Source organism: uncultured Friedmanniella sp. (genome assembly GCF_964244285.1).
Classification (GTDB): domain Bacteria; phylum Actinomycetota; class Actinomycetes; order Propionibacteriales; family Propionibacteriaceae; genus Microlunatus.
In genome coordinates this window covers 49,277-61,642 of record NZ_CAXTHT010000012.1, presented here as the reverse complement: position 1 = coordinate 61,642, position 12,366 = coordinate 49,277, and the positions used below count along the sequence as shown (strand labels likewise).

General features: G+C 75.3%; 12 protein-coding genes and 1 pseudogene. 4 read left to right on the top strand and 9 right to left on the bottom strand.

Going from position 1 to position 12,366, the window contains the following annotated elements:
* Positions 1 to 15 precede the first annotated feature (15 nt).
* A complete protein-coding gene (locus ACFE7W_RS18870; RefSeq protein WP_375426392.1) occupies positions 16 to 618 on the bottom strand; it encodes a hypothetical protein in 603 nt (200 codons plus the stop codon).
* 457 nt (positions 619 to 1,075) lie between these two features.
* Positions 1,076 to 1,477: pseudogene (locus ACFE7W_RS18865) on the bottom strand (DUF58 domain-containing protein); the annotation flags it as partial.
* 159 nt (positions 1,478 to 1,636) lie between these two features.
* Between ACFE7W_RS18865 and ACFE7W_RS18860 the strand changes: the two are divergent.
* Positions 1,637 to 1,933 (top strand): hypothetical protein, encoded by a 297-nt coding sequence (locus tag ACFE7W_RS18860; RefSeq protein ID WP_375426391.1) that lies wholly within the window; start codon positions 1,637 to 1,639, stop codon positions 1,931 to 1,933.
* A 22-nt stretch (positions 1,934 to 1,955) separates the two neighbouring features.
* On the opposite strand, the gene ACFE7W_RS18855 is transcribed toward ACFE7W_RS18860, so the two are convergent.
* The 3 genes from ACFE7W_RS18855 to ACFE7W_RS18845 are packed head-to-tail and all read right to left on the bottom strand — an operon-like array spanning position 1,956 to position 4,254.
* Positions 1,956 to 2,942 carry an AAA family ATPase gene (locus ACFE7W_RS18855; protein ID WP_375426371.1) on the bottom strand — a complete coding sequence of 329 codons (987 nt, stop codon included), beginning with the start codon at positions 2,940 to 2,942 and terminating at the stop codon, positions 1,956 to 1,958.
* A 47-nt stretch (positions 2,943 to 2,989) separates the two neighbouring features.
* Positions 2,990 to 3,490, bottom strand: a complete 501-nt coding sequence (locus ACFE7W_RS18850; protein WP_375426370.1) for a hypothetical protein — start codon at positions 3,488 to 3,490, stop codon at positions 2,990 to 2,992.
* Positions 3,487 to 4,254, bottom strand: coding sequence for a DUF4129 domain-containing protein (locus ACFE7W_RS18845; RefSeq protein ID WP_375426369.1), 768 nt, complete (start codon positions 4,252 to 4,254; stop codon positions 3,487 to 3,489). Before ACFE7W_RS18845 ends, ACFE7W_RS18850 begins: the two co-directional genes overlap by 4 nt.
* Positions 4,255 to 4,339: 85 nt before the next feature.
* Here ACFE7W_RS18845 and ACFE7W_RS18840 point away from each other — a divergent pair, with 85 nt between their 5' ends.
* Both ACFE7W_RS18840 and ACFE7W_RS18835 read left to right on the top strand, forming a co-directional pair.
* Positions 4,340 to 4,780: a YdeI/OmpD-associated family protein gene (locus tag ACFE7W_RS18840; RefSeq protein WP_375426368.1), complete on the top strand. Its 441-nt coding sequence runs from the start codon at positions 4,340 to 4,342 to the stop codon at positions 4,778 to 4,780.
* A gap of 97 nt (positions 4,781 to 4,877) precedes the next feature.
* Entirely contained in the window at positions 4,878 to 6,170 is a 1,293-nt protein-coding gene (locus ACFE7W_RS18835; RefSeq protein WP_375426367.1) for a glycoside hydrolase family 15 protein, read from the top strand.
* A gap of 25 nt (positions 6,171 to 6,195) precedes the next feature.
* Here the strand turns inward: ACFE7W_RS18835 and ACFE7W_RS18830 are convergent, their stop codons facing one another.
* The 4 genes from ACFE7W_RS18830 to ACFE7W_RS18815 form a co-directional block, all read right to left on the bottom strand.
* Positions 6,196 to 6,330, bottom strand: a complete 135-nt coding sequence (locus ACFE7W_RS18830) for a hypothetical protein (RefSeq protein ID WP_375426366.1) — start codon at positions 6,328 to 6,330, stop codon at positions 6,196 to 6,198.
* 245 nt (positions 6,331 to 6,575) lie between these two features.
* Complete coding sequence (locus tag ACFE7W_RS18825; protein ID WP_375426365.1) at positions 6,576 to 7,856, bottom strand: ROK family protein; 1,281 nt, start codon at positions 7,854 to 7,856, stop codon at positions 6,576 to 6,578.
* A 74-nt stretch (positions 7,857 to 7,930) separates the two neighbouring features.
* Complete coding sequence (locus ACFE7W_RS18820; RefSeq protein WP_375426364.1) at positions 7,931 to 9,484, bottom strand: hypothetical protein; 1,554 nt, start codon at positions 9,482 to 9,484, stop codon at positions 7,931 to 7,933.
* Positions 9,481 to 11,034, bottom strand: coding sequence for an FG-GAP repeat protein (locus tag ACFE7W_RS18815; RefSeq protein ID WP_375426363.1), 1,554 nt, complete (start codon positions 11,032 to 11,034; stop codon positions 9,481 to 9,483). The genes ACFE7W_RS18820 and ACFE7W_RS18815 overlap by 4 nt, the downstream gene beginning before the upstream one ends.
* 195 nt (positions 11,035 to 11,229) lie before the next feature.
* Between ACFE7W_RS18815 and ACFE7W_RS18810 the strand changes: the two genes are divergently transcribed.
* Positions 11,230 to 12,261 (top strand): hypothetical protein, encoded by a 1,032-nt coding sequence (locus ACFE7W_RS18810; protein WP_375426362.1) that lies wholly within the window; start codon positions 11,230 to 11,232, stop codon positions 12,259 to 12,261.
* Positions 12,262 to 12,366: the final 105 nt, after the last annotated feature.

The window sequence follows — 12,366 nt, the reverse complement described above, 5'->3', positions numbered from 1 at the left end:
CTCGTGTCTACCCCTTCAGGGTCGGGCGGTGAGCCGGGGGGTGAGGAACAGCACGAGGGCGGCCAGGCCGACGGCCGCCAGGACGGCCAGGCCGGGCAGCTCGAACCGGCCGGTGACCGCGGCTCCCAGCACCGCGACCAGCTGGGCGGTCAGCTGGACGGCAACGAAGCGCGGTGCCGGTACCAGCAGCGCCCGCAGCTCGACCCGGACGGCCCAGCTGCTCCGTCCGAGCAGCGCCCCCAGCTGCACCAGCAGGTGCGCGCCCAGCAGCAGGAGGTTCGACTCCGGCCGCCAGCCGCCGTCGGAGGAGACGGTCAGCACGAACGCGGTGAACGCGAGCACGACGACCGGGCCGACCCCACCGGGCCGGACCAGCACGAGAGCGGCCAGCACCACCCCCAGCACGGTCAGCGTGTCGCCCGCGCCGGCCAGCCGGACGCAGCCCACGGCCAGGGCGACGCAGACCAGCCGCAGCAGCCAGCCCGGCAGCCACGCCCCCGTCTCCACAGTGACCCGCGGCCGGCGGGGGGCCAGCGTCGGTCGTCCGCGCGGGAGCCGGCGCGTCTGCGCGGCCACCAGGCGACGCAGGGACGCGGTGCTCCGCTCGAGAGCCGTCACCGGCGGTGCCGCCGTCGGGCCAGGACCTCGAGCGCGGTCGCCGGGTCGGAGCCGTCCGTCCGGCGGTCCGCCGCCAGCAGCCGCCAGGCCACGGTCTCGACGCCGAGCCGGCTGAGCGCCTCGATCCGGTGTGCCGCTCCATGGCCACCACCCGGTACGCGGTCTGCAGCCGGTCGGTCAGGTCGGCGGTGACCACCGGCGGCAGGATGTCGACGGCCACCACCCGGTGCCCGGACTGGCGCCAGGTGGCCGCGAGGTCGGCCGCGTCGTCGTCCAGAAAGGTCGAGAACAGCACGATCAGCGAACCGGACGGCAGCCGGGGGACGCGTCGTCGTCGGGTGGGCGCACCCTGGGGCGAAGCGACGGCGAGCTGCTGCACCAGGCGCTGCAGCTGCGCCCGACCCCCGGCCGGCGGGCTCGGCCGCTGCAACCGTCCGAGGTCCTCCAGCCCGACCCGGTCGCCGGCCTCGAGATAGGCCCGCGCCAGCGAGGCGGCGGCGAACCGCGCGAGGTCCAGCGAGGTGTGCTCGTCCTCGTCCACCTCGCCGGCGTCGCCCCAGCTGGCCACCCGCGGACCCACGTCGTCGCGGGAGTCGACGACCAGCATCACGGTCGCGTCCGCGGTGGCGAAGGTGCGCCGGACGTACAGCTGGGTGAGCGTCCCCGGATCGCTGCGGGAGAGCCGCGCGGTCACCCGCCAGTCGATCCGTCGCAGCCGGTCGCCCGGCCGGAAGGGCGCCACGTCGTGCAGGTCGCCGCCGTCACCGGCGCGCCGCGAGCTGTGCGGCCCGGTCAGCCCCTGCAGCCGGAACGGCAACGGCAGCGCGCGCAGCGCCCGGCTGGCCGGTAGCACCGTCATCTCGATCGGGTCGAACGCGCTGACCGGGGTGGTCAGCAGCCCAGCGCCATCTGCTCCGGCGGCGTCCAGGCGGAACAGCGGCCGGCGGCCCGTCCGGACCGAGATCATCTCCACCGGCAGCGAACGCTCGCCGCCCACGAGCAGGCAGTCGCGGACGCGGTGTCCCGGGGCGCCGACGCGGACGGCCACCAGCTCACCCGGCTGGGCCTCGAGCAGCAGCTCCGCGGCCAGCGTCCCGGCCGACGCGGTCTGGTCGACCCCCTGCAGCCCGGCGGACGGCCGCTCGCGGGGCCAGCGTCTCCAGCTGAGGGCGACCCCCAGCAGCAGCGGCAGACCGAGCACGGTCACGTCCGGCCGCTGCACCAGCACGCCGAAGAGCAGCACCGCGACCCCGGTGCCCAGCCAGGCGACCGCGGCCGGGGCCAGCCGCCACCGGCCCAGCGGCCTCACCCCTGACATCGCTGCGGTCCTGCCCGGCTCAGCGCGGCGGACGGAGAGCGGCGGTGGCGGCGGGCCCCGGGACCGAGGCCAGCAGGGTTCCCACCACGTCCGCGGCCACGACCCCCGTGGCCCAGGTCTGCGGGTTGAGGGTGATCCGGTGGGCGAGAGCGCTGACGGCCACCTGCTTCACGTCCTCCGGGGTGACGAAGTCGCGTCCGTCCAGGACGGCCAGCGCGCGGGACACCAGCAGCAGGGCGAGGGACCCGCGCGGGGAGGCCCCGACCTCGACGGCCGGGTGGGTCCGTGTCCCCGCGGCCAGGGCCACGCAGTACGCGACGACGTCCGGGTCGACGGCCACCTGCTCGACGCCCGCCTGCATGGCCAGCACGGTCTGGCTGTCGACCAAAGCGCGGACGCTGGTCTCCTCCCGCTGCCGGGCCAGCCGTCGGCCCAGCACGTCGGCCTCGCCCGCCGGACTGGGGTAGCCGACCGAGAGCCGGACGAGGAAGCGGTCCAGCTGGGCCTCCGGCAGCGGGTAGGTGCCCTCGTACTCCACCGGGTTGGAGGTGGCCATCACGTGGAACGGCTGGGGGAGCACGAAGCTGCGTCCCTCGACCGTCACCTGGCGCTCGGCCATCGCCTCGAGCAGGGCCGACTGGGTCTTCGGCGCCGTCCGGTTGATCTCGTCCGCGAGCAGCAGGCCGGTGAAGAGCGGTCCCGGGCGGAACTCGAACTCCGCGGCCGCCGGGTCCCACACGTAGGAGCCGGTGATGTCGGCGGGCAGCAGGTCGGGGGTGCACTGCAGCCGGGTGAAGTCCAGGCCGAGGGCGCCGGCCAGGCTGCGGGCGGCCAGCGTCTTGCCCAGCCCGGGCACGTCCTCGAAGAGCACGTGACCGCCGGCCAGCACGGCGGCCAGCGCGCTGCGCAGCGTCGGCTCCATCCCGACGACCACGGTGCCCACCTCGGCCAGCACCTCGGCACCCAGCCGGGCGACCTCGGCGACGGGAAGCGGCTGGATGCTCACGGGTTCCTCTCGGGGCTGGTCGTGTCGGGGCTCATCGGGTGGGGGGCTCATCGGGTGGGGGCTGATCGTCTGACGTCGGGAGGCCACGCGGCCGGCAGGTGTTCGACGGCGGCCACCGCGCCGGCGAAGGCGTCGTAGCGGGGCAGGGTGGTCAGGTCGCTCGTCAGCGCAGCGTACGGGGCCGTTCCCAGCAGCTGCTCGGCCCGGTCGGCGTCGGCCGGGTCGTCCAGGTCGACGCCGTGCGCACGCAACCGGCGTGCGGCGATGGCGTGCAGCCGGTCGACCGAACGGCGGTCCACCCGCGACTCGAAGCCGTTCAGCCCCCAGGAGAGCCGGGCCACCTCCAGCCGGACGCCCTGGTCGGAGGGGCCGGGTTCGCGCTCGGGCCACTCCCTGTCCTCGGCCTCGGGCAGCCGACGGAGCTGCACCACCACCAACGTCCCGACCGCCAGCAGCAGGCAGTGCACCGAGTCGACGCCGACCACGAAGGTGACGCCGAAGACGACGCCCAGCAGCAGCACCGCCTTGATCCAGGAGGGGCGGCTCACGGTGTGCCCCCACGGGTCGGCTCGGGGGCCGGCGCCGGCGCCGGGGCGGTGACGGAGATCGCCGACCAGCTGCGGGCGAGAGCGTCCAGGCAGCGCCTGGCCTCGAGCACCGCGGCAGGCCCGACGCCGGAGTCGGAGAACCGCGCCCGGTGGTACAGCGCGAGCAGCGTCGTCACCGCGGCGCGGTCGGCCTGTGTCGCGCTCAGCACCTCGACGGTGAACTCGGTCGGCGTGTCTGCGGGCCGCCGCGGGTGGCCGGAGCGGACGGCGGCCTGCTCGAGCGCCACCCAGGCGGCGAGCACGGCGTCGGTGGGATCGTTGACGGTGTCCAGCAGGTGCTGAGCCGCTCCCAGTCCCTGCTGCACCGCCGGTGCCGCCTCCGCCGACGGCTGACCGAGGACGTGCGCGCCGAGGACGGTCGAACCCTTGGTCTTCCGGGCCCGGCGGGGAACCAGCCGCCAGACCACGAACGCCGCCACGACGACCGCCACCAGCAGCAGCACCCAGAGGGCGGGCAGCAGCCAGCCGCCGCTGTCGCGGAGCGGCGCCGGCGTTCCCGGCGCGACGGAGGGCAACGGCGGCTGCGAGGGCGGTGGGTAGCTCGGCTGGGTGCCGAAGAGGTTGAAGCGGTCCGAGATCGACCAGCGGCTGCTCGTGCCGGCCGCCAGCACGGCCACCAGACCCACCCCGAGCACCAGGCCGGCGACGGGGAGGGTGCGCGATGGCCCGTCGGGTCGGCGGTGGCGGGGCGACTGGGCAGGCATCGCAGTCAGGATAGGACGGCGGCAGCAGGCCAACACGAGGCGCGGTAACGCGGGGCCGGGGGCGAGGATCGTCGATACTGCCCAGATGAGATTCCTCAGCACGCTGGAGCTGGGCGGCAAGACCGCGACCGGGCTCGAGGTCCCGGCCGAGGTGGTCGACGGGCTCGCGGCCGGCAAGCGGCCGAAGGTGACCGTGACGATCCTCGGCTACAGCTACCGCAGCAGCATCGCGGTGATGGGCGGCCGTTACCTGCTGCCGGTCAGCGCGGAGGTGCGGACGGCGACCGGGGTGACCGCCGGCGACGAGGTGAGCGTGCAGGTCGAGCTCGACGACGCCCCGCGGGAGGTCGCCGTCCCGGACGACCTGGCTGCGGCCCTGGCCGAGCAGCCCACCGCTGCGGCCGCCTTCGCCAAGCTGTCCTACAGCCAGCAACGGCAGCACGTGCTGGCCGTCGAGGGCGCCAAGGCTGCCGACACCCGCGCGCGTCGGGTTGCGAAGGTGGTTGCGGTCCTGGGCGAGGGGTAAGGCATCCCCGCCCGGGCCGCTGTCGGTGTAGCGCCGCCGGCGGCACCCGGTCCCGGCCCGGCCGTGGACGGTCCGCGGAACGCCTAGCCTTGCCCGCATGAGGGGGCGACCGGTGCGCGCGGGCCTGGCTCTCGCGCTGGCGGCGGTCCTGTGCGGTACGGGACCCTCGGCGTCGGCGGTGCGGACCAGTGTCGTGGCCCTGGAGTCGGAGACCCTCGGCCTCGGGGCACACGGGGTGGTGCAGCAGGTGACCGCGGAGCAGCTGCTGCCCGGCAGCCGGGTGCTGGCGGGGACGCCCGACAGTGCCCGCGAGCTCGCCGCCGAGCAGGCCTGGCTGGCTGCGGGGACGGTGCCACGGGTGGCCGAGCTGGGCGACAGCACGCTGGTCCGGGACGCGTTGCTGGACCTGCGGACGCTCGGCCTGACCACCGGGGTGCCGGTGGCCGGCTGGAACCCGGCGTACCGCTACGTCTGGCCCCGGGATGCCGCGCTCGCCGCCGCGGCGCTGGCCCGGACGGGTCATCTCGCCGACGCGGACGCCGTGCTCGACTTCCTGCAGCGGGTGCAGCCGCCGTCCGGGGTGTTCGCGGCCCGCTACCGGACCGACGGCCGCGTGCCGGACGAGCGGCCCGTCCAGCTGGACGGGATCGGCTGGGCTCTCTGGGCGATGGCCGCCGTGGCGCAGCGGCTGCCGGCCTCGCAGCGGCCGGCCTTCGTGGCCCGCTACCGCTCGCTGCTGGACCGCTCGAGCGCCGCAGCCCTGGCGTCGGTGGACACGGCGGACGGGCTGCCCCGGCCCTCGTCGGACTACTGGGAGCGGCCCGAGCGGCGGCTGAGCCTGGCCACCGCCGCCCTGGTCCGGGCGGGGCTCCAGGCCGCCGGTCCGCTCTACGCGGCAGCGGGCGACCCGGAGGCGCGGACCCGAGCCCGCTCGACCGCCGTGGCGGCGGACCGCCTGGACGCCGGCATCACCGGGTCGTTCGGGGCTGAGGGCTACCCGCGGTACCGCGGCGGGTCGGCCGGATCGACCGACCTGGGAGCGGCGTTCCTGCTGCCGCCCTTCGCTGACGCGACCGACCCGGACGTGCTGGCGGCCTGGCGCCGCGGCGCCACCGCGATGCTCCGGCCGGCCGGCGGCCTCGCGCCCGGCGGGTCCTGGCCGGACGACGGGATCAGCTGGACCACCTCGACCTCGAGCTACGCCCTGGCCGCGGCAGCCTCCGGCGACCGGGCCACGGCCGTGAGCTGGCTGCGCTGGCTCGACGCCCACCGGACCCCGGCCGGCTCCGTGCCCGAGAAAGTGCTGGCGGACGGTCGGCCGGCCTCGGTGGCGCCGCTCGCCTGGCCCGCCGCCGCCGTGGTCCTCGCCGCCGCCGACCTCCAGCCCTGACTGCGCCGTCAGCGGCTCCTGAGGCTCAGGCCGCCGAGAGCCGTTCCGTCACCTGTCCGGTGAGGGAGGCGACCGAGGGCGCCCGGTGGTGACCGCGGTCGGCGAGCAGGCCCTGCACGTCGATCGCCCGGTCCTCGGTCGCCGGGGTCTGGTACTCCATCGGCAATCGTTCAGCTCGGTGACCACGTCCGCGAACCAGCTCAGCTCGGCGAGACTCACCGAACGCGTGGACCCGGCGGCCTCCTGCGCCAGCCTCCGCCGTAGGTGCTCACTGCGCGAGAGGCCCCAGCGAGCTGCGCGCGTCGAGGGCGGACACCACGGGCTCAGGGACGTCGCGGATCAGCACACAGCTCATCTGTCCCCCTGCGATCGGACGGTAGCGCCGCGGCGGCAGGGGGCCGAGAGTCAGCCGGCTTCGTCGGAGAGCACGGAGGTGAGGGTGAGCGGGTCGGCGAGGCAGGCGTCGCGGGCGGCGAGAGCGGCACCGGCGACGACGCGCGGGGTGAGGTCGCCGAGAGCGACCAGCTGGGTCCCCGCGAACGACGACACCGACGTCCGCTGGGCCAGCCGGGCCTGTACGGGCTCCAGCAGGTAGCGCTGCAGGACCCCGAGGTAGCCGCCGAGCAGGACGACGTTGGGGTTGACCGTACCGACGAGGTCGTCGAGGGCCGCGCCGAGGAAGTCACCGGCCTCGGCCAGCACCGCCCGTACCTGCGGGTCGGCCGCGTCGGCAGCGGCCAGCAGAGCACCCAGGGCCGCCTTCGGGTCTGCGGTTACCAGGGCCTCGGCGTCCTCGGCCGGCACCACGCCGCTCCGGGCGAGCAGGGTGGTCAGCCCGACCAGCGACTCCAGGCAGCCGTGCCGGCCGCACGGACAACCAGGGCCGTGCGGGTCGACGTTGGTGTGCCCGATGTCGCCGGCCCCACCCTGGGCGCCGCCGAAGACCGAGCCGTCGACCACCACGGCGCCGCCCACCTCGCGCAGTCCACCGAGGTAGACCGCGACGTGCGGCAGCGGCAGCTCGAGCTCGACCCGGACGGCGTGCAGCCCGGCGAGGTGGCAGTGGTGGGCGACCGCCACCGCGACCGGGCTGACGCCCTCCGCGGCCAGCTCCGCGGTGAGCCGGTCCGCCAGCTCGAGCCGGTCCCAGCCGAGCCCGGCCGACCAGCCGACGGTGCCGGGTTCGGTCGCGACGTAGCCGGGCAGGGCGACCTGCACCGCCACCAGCCGCGAGCCGGCCGGCACCCGACGCAGCTGCTCGGCCAGGGCGTCGCGGAGCAGCGCCCACCCCGCCTCCGGGCTCGAGTGCAGCAGCGGCGCGGGAACCGAGGCCGACCAGAGCTCCCGGCCGCCCACGGTGGTGCCGAGGAACTCGATCCCCAGCAGGTCGACCTCGATGCCGAGGGCACACCACGGCTCGCCGTCGATCGCCACCGGCCGGGCCGGCCTGCCGGCGCCGGAGCGTCGCACCCCACGCAGCTCGTGCACCAGCCGGCGACTGCGGAGCTCTCCGACCAGGTCGGTCATGGTGGACATCGCCAGCCCGCAGCCGGCCGCGATGTCGTTGCGGCTGCTGGGGCCGTGGTCGCGCAGGTGCCGCAGGATCCGCAGCAGGTTGCCGTGCCGCAGGTCGTCGGTGCTCCAGCCGCGCCGCCGGCGCGGCGGCAGTGAACGGCCTCCTGACATGGGGGGATGCTAGCTCCGGCGGCTCGGGGGCGGGCGAGGCCGACGCCGAATCGTTGCCTCGCGGAGACCGGCGCTCAGCTGGACGACAGCGAGACGAGCGCGGAGCCGAAGCGGCCGTCCTGGACGGGAACGCCACCCTGTCCGGGTTTCCACGCCCGGATACCGAACGAGCTGGAGAAGACGATGACTGAACCGCCCCGGCGCCGCGGGACGCCGACCATCACGACGATCTCGTAGGAGCCGTACAGCTGGCCGACCGCTGAGCCGAAGCGGTCGCCGGCGGTGCTGCCGCCCGGCACGCCGGCCGAGTCGAGCGTGCGGGTCACCTTCTCGTCGAAGTCGGAGCCGGAGCCGGAGAAGCGGGTGGCAAAGCTGACGGCCCCCACGTCGGCGTGCCCGCCGACGTCCTCGCCGGGGGCGCCGATCGTGACTCCCCCGTCGTCCGGTCCGAACCCGACGGCCGCACCGAAGCGGTCCCCGGTCTCGGCCCGCCCGAGGCCGGCCGCGCTCTGGTTCAGCGAGGGCCCGCCGACGAAAGCGTCACCGGAGGTGTTGACCACGTTGATCATGCCGCCGTCCCGGGCCCCGCCGACGTCCTCACCCGGCGACCCGACCAGGATCTGGCTCTCGCCGGTGAGAGTGCCCCACGGGCTGACGGCCAGGCTGGTGCCGAAGCCGTCTCCGGTCTCGGGATCGCCGTCGACGCCGGCGAGGGCCTGGGACAGCGTGGCGACGACGACGGTGTCGGGATCGGTGTCGTCGACGACCTCCACCGCACCGGCGCCGGCCGTGTCGCCGACCCGGGTACCGGGTGCCCCGACCAGCAGCAGCGGCGTCGTCCGCTCCCCGTGGGGGGTGGAGGTGAAGGCCAGGCTGGTGCCGAACCGGGCGCCGGCGTCGGAGGCGCCCGGATCGGACGCGTGCTCCGCGAGCTGTCGGCCGCCGGTAGCTGCCCCGTGGCTGTCGAGGGCGAACGAGTTGACCACTCCGGCGTCCGCTGCGCCGTCCACGTCCTCGCCGGGGGCGCCGGCGAAGCCGTGCGCGTTGCCGTCGCCGTCCGGAGCCAGGGCGACGCTGGTCCCGAACCGGTCGCCGCGGCCCAGCTGACCGCCGAGCGCGGCTTGGGTGAGGGTGAAGCCGGAGGTACGGCCCGGGCCGCCCTCAGCGTCGGCGGCGAAGCGGATCACCTGGACGACGCCGGCGTCGACCGCGCCCGGGGCGTCCTCACCCGGTGAGCCGACCACGATGTCGGCGCACCGGTCCCGGTTGGTGTCGCCGAGCGTGACGGACCAGCCGAAGTGGTCGCCGGCCTCGGGCCGCGACCCGCCATCGGCCTGGGTGATCACCCGGCGGACGCCCTCACCGATCCGGCGGTCCGCGTCACCGAACAGCACGGTGACCGCGCCCGCCTCGGCCCGCCCGTCGACCGTCGCGTAGGGGTTGCCCACCACGGTGTCGCCGAAGCCGTCGCCGTTGATGTCGGTCTGGCTCGGGCTGAACACGCAGGGCTCCAGAGCGTCGGGGGTCTGCGGAGCGGCCGCGGCGGGGCCGCCGGTCAGCGCCGCGCCGAGCATGGTCGTCCCGAGGACGAGGGTGCCGGTGAGGACCGCGACCTGTAGTCGTCTCATGCCGTCTCCAGCCCGCGGACCACGGCCCCGAACCGGGTCGTGGCCGGGATGCCGCCCTTGCCCGCCGTCCAGGCCCGGACCGGGATGTCCCGGCTGGAGAAGACGATGACCGAACCACCGCTCTTCCGCGGGACGCCGGCGGCCAGGATGTTCTCCCGGACGCCGGTCTGGCCGCCCACCGAGGCGCCGAACCGGTCCTTGGACCGTGCGTTGCCAGGGATCCCGGCCGAGGAGAGGGTGAGCGTGCGGAAGTGCGTCAGGTCGGTGACGGGGCCGTTGGCGATGCTGATCGCCCCGCCGTCGGCGACGGACCCGAAGTTCTCCCCCGGCACGCCCACCAGCAGGGCGTCGTCGACGGCGCGGATCGCCACGGACGCGCCGAAGTGGTCACCCGCCTCGGCGCGGCCCCAGCCGGGAGCGTCCTGGGTGAGGGAGCCGACGGCGTGCAGGGTGAGGTCGTCGCTGTCGAACAGCGTCACCGAGCCCGCGTCGCGAACGGAACCCACGTCCTCTCCGGGAGCGCCGATGGCGTAGCCGTACGGGCCGGGGGTGGAGGGGTTGCCGATCGCGATGCTGGTCCCGAAGCCGTCACCGTCCTCGGCCTCGTCGGAAACCCCCGGCGCGTCCTGGGTGACCACCTGGGTCGGCACCTCCGGGGTGCTGGAGTTCGGGGCAACGGCGTCCTCCTCGCTGATCACGGTGACCGAACCGGCCCCGGGGTGCCCGTCGACCTCGTCGCCGGGCGCGCCGATGAGGACCCACGGCACGAACGGGTTGCGGGCCAGGTCGGCGATCACCAGCGTCGAGCCGAACCGGTCGCCCGGGCGCGGGACACCAGGCATCGAGCCCGTGCCCTGGGCCATCTCGGAGCGGCCCGGCAGTTCCGGGATCTCGGTGGCGTCGTTGGCCTGGAAGCCGTTGACGACCCCGGCGTCGACGACCCCGTCCACGTCCTCACCGGGTGCTCCGGCGAAGCTGTAGCCGTTGTCGTCGCTGTAGTTGTCGCCCAGCGCCACGCTGTAGCCGAACTGGTCGCCGGCCTCGACCACGCCACGGGCGCCGGCCTGGGTGACGGTCGAGCCGACGACCCGGCCCGGTCCGCCCTCGGCGTCGGGCAGGAACCGGAACACCTGGACGATGCCGGCATCCACCGCACCGGGAGCGTCCTCGTCGGGGGAGCCGACCATGATGGCCAACCGGCCGTCGAGTCCGAGGCTGTTGACCGAGACCGACCAGCCGAAGTGGTCGCCGGTCTCGGGCCGGGAGCCTCCGTCGGCCTGGGTGATGGTCCGCCGGACGCCCTCGCCGATCCGGCCGTCCGCGTCACCGAAGAGCACGGTCACGGTGCCGGCCTGGGCTCGACCGTTCACGCTCGCGTAGGGGTTGCCGATGACGGCGTCGTCGAAGCCGTCACCGTTGAGGTCGGTGCACGCGTGGGTGGCCTGGCAGTTCCGGGCCACCGCAGCGGCGACGTCGGGGTGTGTCGCCGGCGGGACGAGCGTCGCGGCCACGAGGAGCAGGGCAGCAGCGAGTCGTGGCGTGACCGCCATCACGGCCCTCCTTCCGTGTGGCGTGGATCACCCCACTCTAGAGCGGAAGGCTCGTCGGGGTGGCTGGGTCGGACCCGCGGACGATCGGACGACGCGTCCTTCGACGTCTGAGGAGGGGATGTATCGGGGTGGGGCGTATCAGGACGGCCGGCGGCGGCTCCGAGCAGTCACAGCACCCCACCTGACGGAGCAGCCATGTCGGACCCGATCGACGTGCCGGTAGGCACGACCAGCAGCCTCACGACCCGCGACCGCCTCGAGTACGTCCCGGTCGACCCGCGCGGCCTCGGTGGCGCACTCGGCCGCCGCAGCCTGATGCTCGGCGCCGGCGCGGCCGCCGTGGTCGCGGGCGCCGCGCTGACCGCCCGGCCGGCCGAGGCCGCCCCGCGCAGCGCCGCCCACGGCGGCACCAAGGCTCAGGCCTCGCCGGTCACCACCACCCTCGCCTCGGCCCCCATCAGCGGGTACACCTACCACCACGCCAGCTGGCTGGACTTCCAGCTCGAGTCGGGGTCCGGCGGCCGCAGCTGGGGCGGCTACGGCGCCTACGGCACCGCGTCGGCCACGCTGTGGGCGACGCTCGAGATCCCGGCGGGTGCGCTGGTCCGCGACGTCGAGTGGTACGTCCGCAACACCTCAGCCGGCCCGTCGTCCGGCCTGGCTCGGATCTGGGCGGCCGGTACCGGGACGCTCTACTCGACCCTGGTCGACACACCGATCCCCGTCGGGAGCGGAGGCGTCGTGGCGACCCGCTCGGTCGTACGGGCCGACGCGTACGGCCCGCACCCGCTCGGCACGAAGCTCGCCCTCGGCATCAGCACCACCTCCGACGCCGCGATCCAGGTGAACGGGGTGCGGGTCGGCTTCTCCCAGGGCGCCGGCTCGACCGGACTGCTGCCCACCCCGGTCCGGGCCTACGACTCCCGGCTGTCCGAGGGCCGGCTGGACGGCGGGTCGGTACGCACGATCACCCTGCCCGCCAGTGTCGTCCGACCGGGGACGTCCGGCGTGATCGTGAACCTCACCTCGGTCGGCTCCGTGGCCAGCGGCTACCTCAAGGCCTACTCGGCGAGCTCACCCGCGCCGGCGGTGTCCGCGCTGAACTACCAGGCCGGCACCACCGTCGCCAACGCCGCGGTGGTCGGGGTGTCCTCCTCGCGCAGGATCAAGATCTACGCCAGCAAGGCCACCCACGTCATCGTCGACATCGCGGGCACCATCGGCTGAGCGGGCCGATCCCCACACGTGGTCCGGTCGCCGTCCGGGGGGAAGACGGCGGCCGGGCCCCGATCACCACTCATGCGGCCGTGAGGCCGTGGTGCGCCCCGCCCG

Bases quoted from the DNA above. Each gene is read 5' to 3' on its own strand.
- ACFE7W_RS18815 (WP_375426363.1), bottom strand. From the start codon at position 11,034: ATGGCGGTCACGCCACGACTCGCTGCTGCCCTGCTCCTCGTGGCCGCG.
- ACFE7W_RS18835 (WP_375426367.1), top strand. From the start codon at position 4,878: ATGAGGGGGCGACCGGTGCGCGCGGGCCTGGCTCTCGCGCTGGCGGCG.
- ACFE7W_RS18825 (WP_375426365.1), bottom strand. From the start codon at position 7,856: ATGTCAGGAGGCCGTTCACTGCCGCCGCGCCGGCGGCGCGGCTGGAGC.
- ACFE7W_RS18810 (WP_375426362.1), top strand. From the start codon at position 11,230: ATGTCGGACCCGATCGACGTGCCGGTAGGCACGACCAGCAGCCTCACG.
- ACFE7W_RS18840 (WP_375426368.1), top strand. From the start codon at position 4,340: ATGAGATTCCTCAGCACGCTGGAGCTGGGCGGCAAGACCGCGACCGGG.
- ACFE7W_RS18845 (WP_375426369.1), bottom strand. From the start codon at position 4,254: ATGCCTGCCCAGTCGCCCCGCCACCGCCGACCCGACGGGCCATCGCGC.
- ACFE7W_RS18830 (WP_375426366.1), bottom strand. From the start codon at position 6,330: ATGGAGTACCAGACCCCGGCGACCGAGGACCGGGCGATCGACGTGCAG.
- ACFE7W_RS18820 (WP_375426364.1), bottom strand. From the start codon at position 9,484: ATGAGACGACTACAGGTCGCGGTCCTCACCGGCACCCTCGTCCTCGGG.